We start from the raw sequence: 15,192 nt of genomic DNA on the forward strand, positions 1-15,192 counted from the left end.
TCCCTGGCTTATTTCCCAGGCACTTCGAAGTTCGGTCTGCCCGTCAGAATTGACGCCATCGTCGCGGTCGTGATTATGACTTCATCAGTACGCTCGTGCAAATTTATCGCACGGTGCGCAGCGATTTAAATTGTCACTGGAGATTAAAATTGAGCTGCGTCCGGTGTTGCCTGCGGGTACTACAACGCTCCTTTTCCGTTCGAATGCTACCTTGCAGCAAAACACTCAATTCTCAATTGTCCAGACATGTACGCACGAATCATCGATCCTGTGAGCGAAGCTCCTCTTCTTTCCACAGGATGAATCGTTCACGCTACAAAAGATGACGTAAGGTGCGCAAGCAAACCTGGCGTCGCTTGCGGATTGATTTATACTGGGTTCACACCTGTCGCCAGTCGCGACACCTGCCGTGTGCCGTTCCCAGCAAAACGATTAAAAGTGCTCCACCCTCTTCGCGCCTGCAGCATGGGCAGCGTTGGGTCGCGTGGTATCCTGGCGGCACGCGATTTGCAATTACCTGCTCAACAACAGATTGTTGCGCGGAGAGTACACCGAATGGATGAAAGAAAGCGCGAAAGCATCGTTGCCTATCTACGGCGGCGGATGGCTGAATTTGGAATCAAACCGGAAGACATCGCCACGTCAATTGCGGCAGATCAGGAGCGGTTGCGGGCAGTGCGTTTCCGCGACGCCTCTGGCAATTCATGGGACGGCAAAGGCGCTCCGCCACAATGGGTGGTCCAGGCGACCAGCGCCGGACAGTCTCTTGAGCATTTTGCAATTGATTCGGCATCGACCCAGGAACCTGGCAAACGCGCCGGTGCCGACTGGCGCAACGACCCGTTTGCCGGCACCAGACTGGCGAAAATCAAAACAGAGGGCGTTGGCGCCTGAGAGCTGGACCGGAACCAGCTAGAATCCAGCGTCAGGAATCACCCTCGTTGCCCCATCGGTTCGGACGTTTACGCGATTTCATTCCTGGCAGATGAGGGGCGCAAATACTGTTACAGGGTGAAAGGCTGCGCCCCATTTCTGGACGCAAGAAGTTGGAATTCCGGAGTCCGACCAAGTTAAGGGCAACGATTGAATCATGAAAACATCAGGAAAGCCTTGCGCATCATGTCCCTGGCGTCGCGCTGCGGGTGCAGGAGATATTCCAAACTTCGATCTCGCTCTGGCAGAGAAGCTGGCCGATACGTGCCCTGATGACCGCGGCATGGGGCCCGATTTTGGAGCCAGCATGTTTGCGTGCCATCAATCCAGGGAAGGAGAGGAATTCGCGTGCGCGGGATGGTTGGCGAAAGTCGGACACCACCATCCCGCAGTGCGCCTGGCAGTGGTCTCTGGTCGACTTGATTCAGCGGCACTGGAGCCTGGCGTAGACTGGCCAGAACTGCATGACAGCTATCGGGAAGTGCTGGACAAGCTGCGTGCAACGTCGAATTCTGGAGACGAGGCCAAAGGAGATGAGTCTGCAGTGAAAATCGGGTGATCCAACCGCCTGCCCCGGTGATGAACATCATCTTGCCCGCTACGCGAATGGGCTCCAGTAAGTCGGCCACGCTTACGTATCACCCAGGATAGCCCGAATTCTCTGATCGTATGGCACTTTCAGCACTTCCGCGACAATCGCCGAGCCTGCTCCGGGCTGGGCGGGATTAAACAGATAGTTGTACGAATGAGGGAGGATGGCGCTTGGCATCTTAAGGAGCAGTTCCTGCCCGGCTGCCAGCCATTCGCTACCGGCGGCCTGCGTCCAGTCCGCGTTCTCACGCCAGTCATCCGGGATACCGTTTGCCGTGAGTTCCGCGATCGCGGCGCCCTCCGCAATTTCCACGCGAAGCAGTTGATAGTTATCAGGCAACGCCTGCGGAGACCCGAATTCGTGGTGCACCATGGTCTCAAGCAGCGCAAGCGCGGGATTTTCCGCCAGATAGACGACGGGTTGCCCCTGGTAATGCCACCGGCCAGACGCCCTCAACCCGCCTATGCCGCGAAGGTCCGCGTAATTACTGATCCTCCAGAATTCCATCAGGCGAAGTATCCCTCGTCGATCTGAACCAGTGCATCCTCGACAAGCCGTGCACCGTGTTCAGTTGCGGCCATCTCAAGCGGCGTTTTCCCGGCGAATCGATCTTTGCTGCCGCGAAGCCAGTTCATGGCTTTTTCCGGATTTCCAAAGACCGTCTCCGCCTGTGCAACGATCCTTGCAAGGCGGATGGCCCTGTCCGACTCGTCACTCGAGAGCCGCTCACCATTCTGGCGACGATGTGAGAGCGTTCGACGCGGAATGATGAAGAGCAGCTCTTCAGCCTTGAGGCCGTGCTCGCCCAGGCGGTCGAGCACCTCTACGCCGACGCGCTCGGTCGCGAGCGCAGCAAGGTCATTCCCGGACCGGATGTGCGCCTGGAGCAGGTTTCCCAGCAGCGAAAACTCGGTATGTCGCGGGTTGCCCCGTCCAGTGGGACGATATTCAACGGTAGCCATGGACCCTCCAAGCAAAATGCCCAATCAATACGGGCATTTTGCCACAGATTGAGCTTGCCTGTTGTGCAGTCTGCGCGGCACCGATCGCGGGCGACCGCTGACTTACGGCAAATCCGCTCTCCGCAGCCCGGCACAGCCGACCGGCGCCTCCGACGTGACTTTCCAGGATAGAGCAGCTACGAGAGCTGTATATTTATACAGTATTTTATGGAGGCACCATGGCGCTGTCACTACTGGACGTCGAGGCCAATCCATCCCGATCTGTTCCGGTCGAGCGCCCCGCCTGCCTGATCGGCATTCAAGCGTGCCGTCTACTGCCTGGCCACGACCCCATTGCCAGGACGCCGCTCGCGAGATATTCAGGATACCTTTCGATATGAGGCGTAGCGCACATGGATGCGTTGTACGACAATCTTCCCACCATGAAATGGGACGAACAGCACGCCGACCTGGACGATGGATATGAGGGAGCGCGACGAACTCCGTTTCAACCACAAGCCACTCCACAGCTTTCTTATGCTGCCTTGAGCGGGTGCTCTTTCAGGTAGGTTTTTAGCGCGTCATTCATGCGCGTCTGCCAGCCTGCGCCGGTCGCACGAAACGCCTCCAGAACCTCTGCGTCATAGCGCATCGTGACCTGCTCTTTCGGATTCTCCTTCGGCGGGCGGCCCATGCGCTTTTGCATGACTTCAGCGAATGGACGCGCGCTGGCGAAATCCGCAGCCGTCCATTCCGGGTTGTCCGGATCGGACTCGATTCCGCGCTGGATTGCCGCTTCCTCTGCGGCGGTGTTGCGTGTCAGCTTAGCTTTGCTCATAAGCGTCAATCTCCGTGTTACTCGCCTTGCGCAGGCTGATGATGCGCATGGTTTCGTCGCGGGGCGTGAAAACCACGCTATACAGCCTGCCCCCTAACAGGGCGATGCCCCTGTACCGATCCTCTCCGTACTCGTGCCGAATGTCCTGGACCACCAGCATCCCATCCCAGTCGAGCCGCGCAGCCTCGGCGAGTGATACGCCGTGCTTTTCCTGGTTCGACGCGTCCTTCGCAAGGTCAAATGTGATTCGCATGCAACTTATTGTAGTGTCGAAAAATAGGAGCACGCAAGGACTTTCTGGAGTTACAGAAAGTGCGTCCTGGCGCAAGATCGCAGTTCAGCATGATTTGAATACAAAGCAGTCACGCACCGACTGACCGCGTGACTTTTGCGAGCAGACCCGACACGATTACTATATATATATACAGGCATTCTTTGGGGGCACCATGGCGCTGCCGCTACTGAACGTCGAGACGATACACCCGGATCTGTGTGGCGAGCCTCGCAACTGGCTTCGGCGCACGGCCGCACGGTGACGAGCGGACACGAGGCGCTCGACGCGGAGTTGCCGGTCCGATCGAGCATCAGAGGGTTGGCTTACCGTCCTCGGAGGGCTTCGGCCAATCCTGTGCCGGTCGATCGGATTGCGCCTGTGGCAGTGGATCGGCGGGCGGACAGGCGCCAGACGTGCCGAGCGTGTCCTGCACCTGCTGGTCGACGCGAGCGTGGCGATACTGATCCATCGCCCGGTTCAGTTGCTCGTCGCTGAACTGCACGCGCAGCCCTGCGTCCACGGCCACCCTCGCGGCCGCCATCTGGTGCGCGTCGTCGCCAGTCAGTTCGAGCGTGCGGCCGAACTTGCCCTGCGCGAGCCGCAGCCCGGCTTCGATGGCGGACCGCTCCGCCTGCAGCACCTGAACGCTTGTGCCACGATCACGAACAATGTCGCGGCCGTCATGCCGGTAGGTAACGTCGCCACGTTCGTTGACCGACCAGGATAGGCCCGGCGAGCGGAAAATGATCGCATTGTATTCGTCCTGCGCGTGCTGCCGTGGCGTGTTCGGCCGGATCACGTTGAACGCCTCGCCGCCGATCTCGGCATCGACCTTGACCGCGCCCGATACACGCTCCGGGCCCGCAGTGCGTCGCAACTCCTCGAGCGCGCGCTCATCGCCCTCTTCCGCCCGCGTGCGCAGCCAGCCGGAAAAGCTCGGGCCGCCTGCGGCTCCGAATTTTTCCTTGAGTGCCGCCCGCTCGCGTGAGATCGACTCCCGCAGCGCGTCGTCGCGGCCCAGCTGCCCGGCGCGTGCGAGTGACGTCGCCGCTCGTCGACCAGCCGGTGTGAGCCGCACATCCTGCCGGATTTCCGCGCGCCTGGTGTCGAACGCTGCGCGGATCTCAGCGCGGCGCCACTGTTCATTTGCGCGCTGTGTGAGCCACGCGTCGCTACGGGCCACGACATGCGCTTCGCGCGCGACCGAGTATTCGCGCCAAAGTGCCGCGCGTGGCAGCTCGCGCGGAGCCGGAACCGGCTCACCGGCCTGCTGTCGCTCATACACTGCGCGTAGCAATGGTGCGGCTTCACGCCACGACAGATTCAGTTCTTTAGTCAGGAAGTCCGACACGTTGAGGTTGCGCGAGCCCGCGCGGATACGATCGGCGCCGTCGCGGCCCGTCGTGACCGCATATTTCGCGGGCCGCACGCCATGGGTGTGCGACAGTTCGGCAAGCAGGCGACTGGCATCGAGACCCTGGCGAATCTCACGAAACTCAGTGTGCTGACTACCTGATTCATCGCGCTGCCGAAGCTCGCGCGCGAGTTGCGAGACCACGTTGTCCGAGACGCGGCCCGTGTGTCGCGGTGTGGCATACGTGGCGTCGTCGGCGCGAGAGCGGCGCGACCGGTACGCTGGAGCATCAACCGCGAATGCGTCCGGCGTCCGCAGGATTCGCCGGCTTGCCTCGAACTCGAATGACGCGTCGATCGAGTCGAACCGGTCTGGAAACGCGTCTCGCCGGTTGCCCGAAAACCAGCCTGGCGGCGACGTGCCGGATGGTGTCCATGCCGGATGCGACCGCATCATTGGCAGGCTGTCGAACGGATCGCCGAACGCATAGTGCCTCTCAAGCGCACGGTGGTACGCGTCCAGCCCGTCGACTGGGGGGGCTGCGTGCCCTACTCGTTGCGCTGCAGGCTCTCCATCGCGATCTGCAGCCCGTCGCAGGCCGTGCGCGGATACGGCGCCGTCTGGCTCCAGCTGGTGAAACGCATGATGCGGCAATAGCACTGCAGATCGATGTCTGATGCCGTCCACAGGGCGGCCGGGCACGTTTCGCACAGAGTTGAAGGGTTCGGGCGCCGGGTACGCCCCACCTGGGATAAGGTCAAACTCGGCATCGAGCCCGCCGTATCCATCGTCGAAGGGTTCGGACGTGTCGTGTTCTGATTCGCGCGCGCCTGGCCCGTCGACGACGTCGGGCGGCTGGGCGCCGAATTCAAATGCGCGTCCGCTTCGTTGAAGGTGTCCTGCGAAGCCGGGTAGGGAGTCGTCTGCTCGTTCATGATGTACCTTCAGATGTTGTGCGTAGAAGCCGCGTTCGAGATCTGCAAGCATCAGTTCGCGGTCGTGGGGCGAGGATTCCTGGTAACGCTGGTACTGACGGCTACCGCTGTTGAGATACTTCACTTCGCGCGCGCGGGTGGTGTACCACTCATCGAGCACTGTCGCTATATGCGCTGGTGTGCGTCTGGGCGCAACGCCAGCCTCATAACAGTCGGCCGCATCTGCCGACAGCGCCTGCAGCTTTTCGGCGGTCGGCAGTGCGATGAATTCAGGCGTGAATACGTATTCCTTGAGGTTCACACCCTTGTCGGCGCCAGCCGGCTTCACATTCAGGTAGGCGCTGTCGAGACCGGTATTGCGCATGCGCACGGCACCGTGCTCGTGCAGCAGCGCCATGAAATCCGCATGGGTCTCGATCTGGCGATCCAGCACCGCGTCGAGAATCTGTTCCTTCAGCTCGCGACTGTTGGAACGGAACAGGTCGCCACGGTAGCGGCTGATCATTTCCGATGCGTCGGTCAGCAGCGTGCGCCGGTTGTCTTTCGGACTCGCAAGGCCATACCGCGCGTTGACATGCTCCTGGAACGCGTCGATGAAGCTCAGGTTGGAGCGCACGTAGCCGAGCGGTTCCAGGTGCCTTTCAGCCAGCAGGTTCCAGCGCGGAATGACGATATGGATGTGTGGCTTGCGCTCAACCAGTTCGCCAGTCCGCTGGTCCACATAGCTCTTGATCCGGGGCAGGTGTGCCTCGGCATAGAAGCTGTATTCGTCCGGGCGGTAGGCGTGCAGCGCGAACGCCTCGAACTCCCGCACGATCTGAAACATCGTTTCCCGAGTGACGTGATCCTCCTTGAAGGAGAGCGTGATGGACAGGTAACGTTCGACACCGGGTGCGGCACTGATCGACTGGATCACTGCGTCGGTCAGGTCGAGATCACCGGCGAGCACCACACGTTCGTCAAGGTCATCGCGATCCAGGTCGCGGCCAACCTTGCGGCCTTCCTCGAGGTACTGCTTCACGCCGTCGTGACGGCCGTCCACTCTAATCAACACGATGGAGATGGGCCTTCAGCAGTTGCGTGATCAACTCCAGCTCGTCGACCAGGGCGACAAACGTGGATTCGGATAGCTGGCCAGCCACGCGCGCCGTATTCGCCACGTGGACCAGCTGGTTCAGGTTGTTGCCGGTCTTGTTGATCACGTACATGATCCGTTGTCGCTCAATGGTCGCGGGTGGGCGCGCGACGATCTGCGTGCGGTTCGTCAGGATGCATTCGCGCAAAAAAACAGACGGACTCATGCCGGAGCGTGCGACCTTTTCATTGAAGACCTGCCACTGGTCGTCGGTGAGCCGCGTGCTGACAGGCCTGCCAAGGGCCTTCTGCGCTTTTTTGCGACCACGGCGCCTGGCTTCCGCCACAACATTGAGATCGTCTGCGCTCATCGCATGTTTTCCGTTACCAGAGAGACATCGGGCGGCGAACTGCCGCCACCGGCGTGCAAGAGTCAGGGGCCGTACTGGGTTCGCCCGTATTGCGAATTGACTGGCCCCTTCACGTCACTCCCGGCCGACTGGCACTGGTTCAGGAAATCGCCTCGCGCGTTGGCCGTGCCGCCCTCATCGAAGTGACCGTGGTGAAAGCGGACGATGGAAAAGTAGCCCGCCTCGTATTCGGCGCATGTCTTGCCGCCATTGCCACCCATGATCAAACCGGCAAGACAGAGCACCGCGCCACACGCATCCTGGTTATCATCGGCGTGCGACGACGGCGTGGCGAGCGCACAGACCAGTGCCGCGCTGCACAGCGCGGCCGCAATCGACCGTCGTTTCATTGCGTTCATGATCTAAGGTTCCCCTCCATGAGATGCGGTGGTTTTCGGCTAGGTGAGCGTGTGTGCCAGACGGGCAACGACCCAGATGAGCGCGGCGCCCGCGCAGAACGCAATGCCCATGAAGGCGACGAGCGATCCGGTTGCTGCAACTGCCGGATTCGTGGGCACGACGCGACCACGCGATTCAACGGCAGCCCGCAGCCGCGCCAGTTCGTCCACGACATCCGCTGTTGCCGCACGTCGCGCCTGGTCAGCCGCCTTCGCGGCTACCTCGCCGATGAACGCCTGGCGCGATTGCGTGAGCAGCTTCGTCAGTTGCGTGTTCTCCTCGCGCAGCGCCTGCACCGTCGCGGTCAGTTTCTGGTCAGTGGACTCCATCAGCGCGACAACATGGTGTTGCGCATCCACGACCTTCATCTGCTCGATCAGGATCTCCGCGAGCACGGCCAGCTCGTTCGACGCCGGCATCGTGGCGATCACCCGGCCCAGGCGCTCAGACGCTCGCCCGGCGTGATCCGGCTGCGGCGTCGGCTCGTTCATGCATCGACCCCTTCCATCAGTGCGGTAAACGCCTGGTCCATCAACGGCTTGATCGACAGCGCCTTGCGCTTGAGGCCAACCAGCCTCACGAGACGGTCCTTCTCAGAGGCGCTCGCAGCGTCGATCAGTTGCGCCTTGTAGTCCACCCCGTCTGTCGCAATATCGTGGATCGTACGACCGGCGGCCGCCGCAAGCGCAAACACGTCGTTCTTTGGGATCAGCGCATCCTGATTCAGTTCGAAAGTCCGCTCCCTCTCATGCAGTTCGAACAGTTGCCCGAAGTGCCGGCGCAGCGTTACCTCGCGGTCCTCGCTCCTGACCAGATCGACCTTGTTGAGCAGCACACGGATGCGCCCAGGCTCGACGCCGAGATCCGCGAGCATGTTGATCGTCTTCATGGAGTCCTTCATCTGCTTGCTCTCCGGTTCGACCGGCACAACGAAGCACGCGTAATCCTCCTGTGCCCCTTTGGCACCATTGAGGCGGTTGAGATACTCCTCGACGTTCGATGCACCGATATCGACCAGCAGATCACGGCCGCGCATCAGCTCGTCATGCAGTTCGTCAAAGCGCGCGGCAATCATCACCTCGACCTTCGGGCCGGCCGAGTCATCCGTATTGATTGACTCAATCTGGCGTACCGACATGGACGGCAGCCTTGGCGCGAGCAGTTCGCGGGTCACGGTAGTCTTGCCGACGTTGCCTGAGCAGTTCACGATAGCCATACTCATTTTCCAATCCTTATCAATATTTGGAGTGCCGCCACTTACATCATCTTCGGTGCCATGCCGCCTGTCTGCGCTTGCGCAGGCAGCGGGATGTTCGACGGGCCCTGGGCAGGCGCGGCCTTCGGTGCCGTCCACGCCGCATGCAGCTCGGCCGCGCGCCTGTCGATCTCGGCCGGGCCGGCGTCACGACCCAGTTCGCCGCGTGCAATCCGGGCCTCGATCTCCGTGCCCGCCTGCATGCGAGCATCGAACCGGCGAATCACCTCGGCACGCATGCGCGCGGGTGCCCGCTCAAGTGACTTTTCGAGGACTTCGCGCAACTGCGCGACGGTTTTGAGTGCTTCAGGCGTGGGCGCTGCCGCCATGTCCGCAGCAGGCGAGAAACGCGCTGCGCTGGCCGCCGCTTCCGGTTTTGGGTTTGACGGCGCGGCCGCTGGATTCTCCTTCGCCGGGTTCGTCTTCTGCGCGACATCCGGCGTCGGCGACGTTCCGGCCTTGATCGTCAGCGCCGCACGTTCACGCTTCACGGCCTCGAGCAATGCCTCGTCGCTCTCGGCGGGCCTGAAGCCCTTTACATCCACACCCGCGAGGGACGCTTCGATCCACGCGTTGCGGCGGAACGTTTCGCTGCCGCGCACCACGATCGAATCCCAGTTCTTGGCCTTCGCTACTGCCATCATGTCGGCAATCGTTGAGCGATCGTTCTGCCGGGAGTACAGGCGTGCCCCGACATCCTCGAAGTGCGGCTGCGTGGTCGCTGTCGGATCCCGCTGCGCGCCCGACGTACCCAACCCGGCCTCCATGCCATCGAGCTTCCAGAACCGGCCATCCTTCACCATGTAGCGCGCCGCGATATGGGCGGGCACGTCGTAGCCGTCTTTCGTCACGACCGGCTTGCGTGAGGCAGGATCGACGCCGATCTGGTTGTCGCTGCTGTCGGCGATACCCGCAACGCCAGCCTCGTGCGCGTCTGCCGCTGCACCGGCGTCGCCCGCGTGCAGCCCTGGCATCGGCTTGCCCTGTTCGCGAAGCAACCGCTCGGCGGCCACTCGCTCGCCCTCGCGCACCGTGCGCACGCGCTCCAGATCCTGAGTCGACACGGAGTCAAACGCCGGGCGCTCCGGATCGTTCGCCGGATTTCTTGCGTCCGTTTCATTCTGCGCGGGCGTCTGCGTGCGCCCGATCTGCGTGTCGATCATGCCCGACACCGCCGGTGTGTCCATCGACGTATCGTTCGCAGCGCGGCCGGGCTGAACAACGGGTTCGTTCGCCGCCGCCGCGTCGACAGTCGGGCGAGCGACGTCCTCGTTGCCGGGCACGGCATTTCCTGTGATGCCACGGCGGCGCATTGCGTCGTTGATTGCCGCTGCATCGCCGACGTCGGCAAAGGTCACCAAATCGCCATCCGTCTTGACGTCCGGCTGCGCCTGCGAGGCTGGAGATTGCGCCAGTGATGCATCGACCTGCCTGTCGAGTGCTTCGCGCACGTAGGTCACGAACGGCTCGCGGGCGGCCGGCGACAGAAACGCAAGCTCTTGATCAAGTGCGGCGGCAACTTCAGGCGCGGCCTTGCCTTTCCCGAACTCCTCCCTGATACGCCCCGTCATCCCCCGAAAGTCGGCCAGGTCTTTCGCCACCATCGACCAGTCCGTTCTGTCCTCCTGCTCACTACCGGTCGCGGGCATCGTCGCCACCGGTTCGAACGCTTCGGCGATGTCCGCGAAGGTGGCAATGCCGTCGCTGCGCTCTGGCTCGCGATGGCGATGCCGGTTTTGCGGCGCGACGCTTGCCCCGTCAACCGGAAGCGCGTCGTCCACCGGGTCGGAATCCGTCACGTCGCGCGCAGGCGTGCGCTCGTCGATTTCCATCGGACTCAAGCCCGCTTCATCGCGAAGTTTGGCCAGCGCTTTGGCTGCCCGTGGCGGCAGGGTCTCCGCCGCAAAACCAGTGCGGTTGCGGATCTGCTCGCCAATCGCGCGCTCGCCATCAACAGCGTTGCCGGACTTGCGCCACGCTTCACGATGGATCGACTCCAGCCGCTGCTCAAGTGCAAGCGTATGGTTGACCTCGTTGCCACGCAGCGTGACCGCTGTCGTAATCGACTGGATCATTTCGCGAAAGCGCCGGCCGAGCGCCGCGTCGTCGAGCTTCGGCTGTGCAGCCTGCTGGCCAACGCGCGCGCCCCGTCCATACAGATGCTGCCGGTCGGCGAAATACTGGTGCCGCGCGTGGACACCGGCTTCCCGCACTCCGTCAATCATCTCGAACGCAGAGGCACCCTGCGCGCGCAACCGGTCCCGTGCCTCCAGTCCCGCCCTTTCCGCGGCGGCCTGAAGGGAGTCCCGCACGAAGGCGCGGGACTCATCGAGCGGTTGACCCATTAGCTCGCTCAGCCGCACGGCTTCCCGCTCGATGTCGGCTTCACTGCCGAACAGCGTCTGCGGCTGCCCGCGCACTGCTCCGGGTGCCTGCCCTGCCTGCGGCTCTTGCGTCGGCATCCACCGCGCAAAGGGCGCCACGTTAGTGCCGCGCGGCACGTACCATTTTTTCGATCGCCGGTCGAACCTGGCGCCCAGATCGTGCGCCGCGTCCTTCTCCCTGAACGGGACGTCCAGATACGTCCGTTTGCCTTTCGGCCTGTTCGGGTCAGCCATGTGATACCTCCTTTGCCTCGTTGTCCGCCGGCGCGACAGACGCGAGCGCCGGTTCAATCCGGTCCTGGACAGCGTCATCCCCGCCTGCCACGTTGAAATCGATGCGGATGCCCGCGAGCATTTCGCGCACGTCCTCGCGCATCGCGACGCCAAGCTCGGCCAGGTCAGCCTCGAAGCCCGCGAGCGCCATGCCGGTCGCGAGTGGCCCGGGCGCGCGTTGGTCGAGCACGAGAAGCTCGGCCGCGGTCAGCGGCTTCGCACCGGCCTGACGTGCAAGTCGGATTTCGCCAGCGGCCCTCGCGGACAGCGCCGCGTGATACGTCTCCGGGTTGTGCGTCGGGATGCCGTTCGCTCGCAGCTCACCGGCACGCCAGGCCGCCTTGATTTCGTCTTCGGTGGGCAGGCGCTTGTTGATCGCAGCGAGCATCGGACTGACCGAGCGCATGCGGTCGATGAACAGGTCATCCTCGTAATAGGTCGCCTTCTCGCACAGGATCGGACGCTGGAAACCAAGCACGATTTCCTGGTCCTGCTCCATGCGCTTCAGTTCCTGATCGAGCATCAACGCGCGGCCCTGATCCGACGTGTTCGTGCCGGTCGACGTGTTGCGGCCGTGATTACGGCTTTTCGAGGTTGCCTTCTCGGTGAACGTCCCCAGCGTCTCGGACAGTTCCTTTGCATCCTGCTGGTTGCCAGGCGCGTACGCCACCAGCACTGCGTGGTTGGTGATCAGCGTGCGCGCCCCGGCCGGCCCGTACAGATCGTTCGGCTCCAGCTGCGCCTTCGACTGCAGGATCGTGAGCAGGCGAATCCAGTAGCCCGCGATGAACGCGTTGCCCTTGTCGAGTACCTCGATGCGACCGAGCGCGGTAAATTCGTCCCCCACGCCAAGACACTGATATTTGATGGCCGGATCGTCGCCCGGCAGCACGTCGAGGTTGTCCTCGATCCACTGCGTGTAGAACAGGTTGCCGAGCAGGCTCGCGACGGCAAGCTCACGCACCGGCAGCACAACGTAGATCGACATCAGCTCGCGCCGCACGCGGTCGAGCTCGAAGTCGCATGCGCTCGTCGCCTGGTCGACGATCGGGTTGCTGAACAGGCGCAGACCGGCGTTAAACGTCGCAACAATGTTCAGCATCGTCTCGTCGGGCGAGGCCAGCACGCGCGAGAGCGCGCCCAGGCAATCGCCCGACAGCGGCACCCCCTTCTGCGGCTCGTGCTGCATCAGATCCGAAAGGTGCTCACGCACTTTCTTGTCGGGCGTGGTCGCGAGCCGCAACACCTGTCCGAACGTACAGTCACCCGTCATCTCCATCAGGTAGAGCGCGAAGCCCATGAACAGGTCACTCGCCTGCTCATAGAAGAACTTGTTGCGACCGTCGGTCGTGTGATACAGGCGCGCTGCAATCGCCTGCAGGCGACCGACCCGCACGAAGGATGCACTCTTCGCAATCCTGAAAAGCGGATTCCAGCGGTGCGTGTAGCCAGTGTGATCAAATGGCGCCCAGCGAAACACCTGCTGGCCGCAGGCCTGCCGGTACCGCGACGTCAGGTCGTAGTTCTCTCCCTTCACATCGAGTACGACCACCGAATCCGGAAAGGTGAGCAGATTCGGGATCACAATGGCTGCACCTTTGCGTGAACGCGTTCGCGCAGCAACCATCACGAACTCCGTTCCGCGGAACGTCAGGTACTTGCCCTTGTACCGCCCTACGATGATCGACGGGTCGCGGTGATCGCCCTTGCGGCCGCCCCTGTTTCGACCGCGCCCGTTAGCCTCATCGAGCAGGCCGTACCGCCGAACCTCGTAGCTGTAGGCGAAGCGGGCATCGCCATGCAGTTCGCGCTTCGGCTTCATGACCAGCGCCGCGACGATCGCCGCTACCGGCACAAGCGGCACGATGATCGATGCCGCTGTCGCCATCTGCAGCGAGCGTTTCACCGCCTTCACGTCGCCAAAGGCGCGCCAGTAGTCGTGCAGCGTCCACAGCCCGATTGCGGAGTCCGGCAACTTTTCCAGCTTCGCAAACAGCATCGCGCCGACGTACTGGCCGGCCGCAGCGAGACCGATCAGAACCACCAGTGCAAGCAGACCGGCCGCGATGACCCGGTCGGCAAGCGTCGCGGTTTTTAGCAGCACGGCGCTCGCACACACGCCCCACAACGCGCACGTCACGACGACGAGAGCAATCACGGCCCCCATTTCGACAGGATCGCTGATCGCGTCGAGATGAAGCAGACGGCCGGCGGCGAAAACGACTGCGCCGGACACAATGCCAAGCAGGCCGCCAACAAGGAGACGGGCTTTCATGCTGACGCTCCCGCTGCCGCGTGCGTCTGCCGCTCAAGGGGTTCCCGGCCGGTGTGCCTGCCACTGTCACCAATGGCGGAATCGTTCGATCGCAATCTCATGCATCACCTCGCAGCAGCCTGTTTTTACTGACCGGATCGAACCAGATTTCTGTCAGGTCCCGGTTCTCCATAAACAGCACCACGTCGACCGTCATGCGGATCTCGCGCATCAGGTAATCGAACGGGAGCGTCTGCCCGACCGGGCTTTGCTTGACCAGCGTGGCGATGCGCGTGAGCGTCGCGATCGAGTCGTTCGCGTGCACCGTCGTCAACCCGCCCTGGTGTCCGGTGTTGAGCAGCGTCAGGTAGTCCCAGGTCTCGTCGCCGCGCAACTCCGCAAGCAGCACGCGATCGCATTTCATGCGCAACGTCGCCTTCACCAGGCGTCGCGCTGGAACCGCCTCGCTGTAGAAGAGGTGAACGTGATTTCGATGCAGTGGCAACGGCAGCTCGTGGGTATCCTCGATCGTCGCCAGACGCGCCTCGCGCGGAATGATCGGGATCAGGTCCGCCAGCGCCTTCATCAGCGTGGTCTTGCCGGAGCCCGTGCCGCCCACGAGCACGATGTTCAGCCGGTTCAGGATGGCCAGCCTCAGAAACCGCACGACATCGCGCTGCGCGAGCGCGTCGAGCATCTCATGCTGGAAGCGCGCCAGGCCATAGGCGCCCAGCGCCCGGGACGGATTGAACACCGCAGTGGCACGACTGACGTCCATGCCCTCTGAGCCTGCCCGTGCCGCCGCAGCGTCGATCTCGCCCGGCGTCATTGCGCTACTACCGCCGGGTCCGCCCCGGACCACATCACGGAACCTGGCGAACCGCCCGGCATCCGACCACTGCTGTACCGAAAGGCGCGTTGAATTCGGCACGCGAATCGTCAGCGACACAGTGCCCGGCTCGCACGCCGGTGGAATCACGATCTGGCCGCGCTCCCCGTCGGGCAGGCGCACCGGCTTCTCCGGCTCGGCCGCCGATAGCGGCGGCTTCGCCTTGTTGTAGATGGCCAGAGCCGGTGCAAACTGGTTCAGCATTTCCAGCGACGCATTCGGAAGATCATGGCGCTGCCAGCCGTCGAGCGTTTCGGTCCAGCCTTCATACGGACGGTTAACCGCAAACTCAGTGACGCCGGGCATCGCCAGCATTGCGGCGATGCCGAGTGTCTTGAGGTGACTGCGTACCGTAAGACTGTCGTCGTATTGCATACTCATAAGCAC

The 15,192-nt window shown here is 62.6% G+C and carries 14 protein-coding genes; 2 read left to right on the plus strand and 12 right to left on the minus strand.

Annotated features, from left to right (window positions below; translation table 11 throughout):
- The first annotated feature begins 465 nt into the window (after nucleotides 1-465).
- Both AB4Y36_RS36105 and AB4Y36_RS36110 read left to right on the plus strand, forming a co-directional pair.
- Nucleotides 466-894: an H-NS family nucleoid-associated regulatory protein gene (locus tag AB4Y36_RS36105; protein ID WP_083245601.1), complete on the plus strand. Its 429-nt coding sequence runs from the start codon at nucleotides 466-468 to the stop codon at nucleotides 892-894.
- 196 nt (nucleotides 895-1,090) lie between these two features.
- Entirely contained in the window at nucleotides 1,091-1,492 is a 402-nt protein-coding gene (locus AB4Y36_RS36110) for a DUF6283 family protein (protein ID WP_141710876.1), read from the plus strand.
- 72 nt (nucleotides 1,493-1,564) lie between these two features.
- On the opposite strand, the gene AB4Y36_RS36115 is transcribed toward AB4Y36_RS36110, so the two are convergent.
- The 12 genes from AB4Y36_RS36115 to AB4Y36_RS36170 form a co-directional block, all read right to left on the minus strand.
- The gene (locus tag AB4Y36_RS36115) at nucleotides 1,565-2,035 is read right to left on the minus strand and encodes an RES family NAD+ phosphorylase (protein WP_368685523.1); all 471 of its coding nucleotides are present in this window, start codon (nucleotides 2,033-2,035) and stop codon (nucleotides 1,565-1,567) included.
- Nucleotides 2,032-2,487 (minus strand): antitoxin Xre/MbcA/ParS toxin-binding domain-containing protein, encoded by a 456-nt coding sequence (locus AB4Y36_RS36120; RefSeq protein ID WP_368685518.1) that lies wholly within the window; start codon nucleotides 2,485-2,487, stop codon nucleotides 2,032-2,034. Before AB4Y36_RS36120 ends, AB4Y36_RS36115 begins: the two co-directional genes overlap by 4 nt.
- A 514-nt stretch (nucleotides 2,488-3,001) precedes the next feature.
- On the minus strand, nucleotides 3,002-3,304 hold the full coding sequence (locus tag AB4Y36_RS36125; RefSeq protein ID WP_069268363.1) for a BrnA antitoxin family protein: 303 nt from the start codon (nucleotides 3,302-3,304) through the stop codon (nucleotides 3,002-3,004).
- The gene (locus tag AB4Y36_RS36130; RefSeq protein WP_069268364.1) at nucleotides 3,291-3,557 is read right to left on the minus strand and encodes a BrnT family toxin; all 267 of its coding nucleotides are present in this window, start codon (nucleotides 3,555-3,557) and stop codon (nucleotides 3,291-3,293) included. Before AB4Y36_RS36130 ends, AB4Y36_RS36125 begins: the two co-directional genes overlap by 14 nt.
- Before the next feature lie 331 nt (nucleotides 3,558-3,888).
- Nucleotides 3,889-6,921, minus strand: a complete 3,033-nt coding sequence (locus AB4Y36_RS36135) for an LPD7 domain-containing protein (RefSeq protein WP_368619002.1) — start codon at nucleotides 6,919-6,921, stop codon at nucleotides 3,889-3,891.
- Nucleotides 6,911-7,312, minus strand: coding sequence for a plasmid mobilization relaxosome protein MobC (mobC, locus tag AB4Y36_RS36140; RefSeq protein WP_069268366.1), 402 nt, complete (start codon nucleotides 7,310-7,312; stop codon nucleotides 6,911-6,913). Before mobC ends, AB4Y36_RS36135 begins: the two co-directional genes overlap by 11 nt.
- Before the next feature lie 62 nt (nucleotides 7,313-7,374).
- Complete coding sequence (locus tag AB4Y36_RS36145; RefSeq protein WP_256095006.1) at nucleotides 7,375-7,710, minus strand: killer protein; 336 nt, start codon at nucleotides 7,708-7,710, stop codon at nucleotides 7,375-7,377.
- A 39-nt stretch (nucleotides 7,711-7,749) separates the two neighbouring features.
- The gene (locus tag AB4Y36_RS36150) at nucleotides 7,750-8,241 is read right to left on the minus strand and encodes a hypothetical protein (RefSeq protein WP_069268367.1); all 492 of its coding nucleotides are present in this window, start codon (nucleotides 8,239-8,241) and stop codon (nucleotides 7,750-7,752) included.
- Nucleotides 8,238-8,966: a StbB family protein gene (gene stbB, locus AB4Y36_RS36155; protein WP_368619001.1), complete on the minus strand. Its 729-nt coding sequence runs from the start codon at nucleotides 8,964-8,966 to the stop codon at nucleotides 8,238-8,240. The genes AB4Y36_RS36150 and stbB overlap by 4 nt, the downstream gene beginning before the upstream one ends.
- A 41-nt stretch (nucleotides 8,967-9,007) precedes the next feature.
- Nucleotides 9,008-11,623 (minus strand): DUF5710 domain-containing protein, encoded by a 2,616-nt coding sequence (locus AB4Y36_RS36160; RefSeq protein WP_368619000.1) that lies wholly within the window; start codon nucleotides 11,621-11,623, stop codon nucleotides 9,008-9,010.
- Entirely contained in the window at nucleotides 11,616-13,937 is a 2,322-nt protein-coding gene (locus AB4Y36_RS36165; protein ID WP_368685519.1) for a type IV secretory system conjugative DNA transfer family protein, read from the minus strand. The genes AB4Y36_RS36160 and AB4Y36_RS36165 overlap by 8 nt, the downstream gene beginning before the upstream one ends.
- 97 nt (nucleotides 13,938-14,034) lie before the next feature.
- Entirely contained in the window at nucleotides 14,035-15,186 is a 1,152-nt protein-coding gene (locus AB4Y36_RS36170) for an ATPase, T2SS/T4P/T4SS family (protein WP_368618998.1), read from the minus strand.
- Nucleotides 15,187-15,192: the final 6 nt, after the last annotated feature.

It is taken from the genome of Paraburkholderia sp. BR10936 (assembly GCF_040965735.1).
Taxonomy (GTDB): Bacteria; Pseudomonadota; Gammaproteobacteria; order Burkholderiales; family Burkholderiaceae; genus Paraburkholderia; species Paraburkholderia nodosa_A.

Excerpts from the sequence above, each read along its gene's own strand:
- AB4Y36_RS36105 (WP_083245601.1), top strand. The coding sequence starts at position 466 with ATGGGCAGCGTTGGGTCGCGTGGTATCCTGGCGGCACGCGATTTGCAA.
- AB4Y36_RS36110 (WP_141710876.1), top strand. The coding sequence starts at position 1,091 with ATGAAAACATCAGGAAAGCCTTGCGCATCATGTCCCTGGCGTCGCGCT.
- AB4Y36_RS36120 (WP_368685518.1), bottom strand. The coding sequence starts at position 2,487 with ATGGCTACCGTTGAATATCGTCCCACTGGACGGGGCAACCCGCGACAT.
- AB4Y36_RS36125 (WP_069268363.1), bottom strand. The coding sequence starts at position 3,304 with ATGAGCAAAGCTAAGCTGACACGCAACACCGCCGCAGAGGAAGCGGCA.
- AB4Y36_RS36130 (WP_069268364.1), bottom strand. The coding sequence starts at position 3,557 with ATGCGAATCACATTTGACCTTGCGAAGGACGCGTCGAACCAGGAAAAG.
- mobC (WP_069268366.1), bottom strand. The coding sequence starts at position 7,312 with ATGAGCGCAGACGATCTCAATGTTGTGGCGGAAGCCAGGCGCCGTGGT.
- AB4Y36_RS36145 (WP_256095006.1), bottom strand. The coding sequence starts at position 7,710 with ATGAACGCAATGAAACGACGGTCGATTGCGGCCGCGCTGTGCAGCGCG.
- AB4Y36_RS36150 (WP_069268367.1), bottom strand. The coding sequence starts at position 8,241 with ATGAACGAGCCGACGCCGCAGCCGGATCACGCCGGGCGAGCGTCTGAG.
- stbB (WP_368619001.1), bottom strand. The coding sequence starts at position 8,966 with ATGGCTATCGTGAACTGCTCAGGCAACGTCGGCAAGACTACCGTGACC.
- AB4Y36_RS36160 (WP_368619000.1), bottom strand. The coding sequence starts at position 11,623 with ATGGCTGACCCGAACAGGCCGAAAGGCAAACGGACGTATCTGGACGTC.
- AB4Y36_RS36165 (WP_368685519.1), bottom strand. The coding sequence starts at position 13,937 with ATGAAAGCCCGTCTCCTTGTTGGCGGCCTGCTTGGCATTGTGTCCGGC.
- AB4Y36_RS36170 (WP_368618998.1), bottom strand. The coding sequence starts at position 15,186 with ATGAGTATGCAATACGACGACAGTCTTACGGTACGCAGTCACCTCAAG.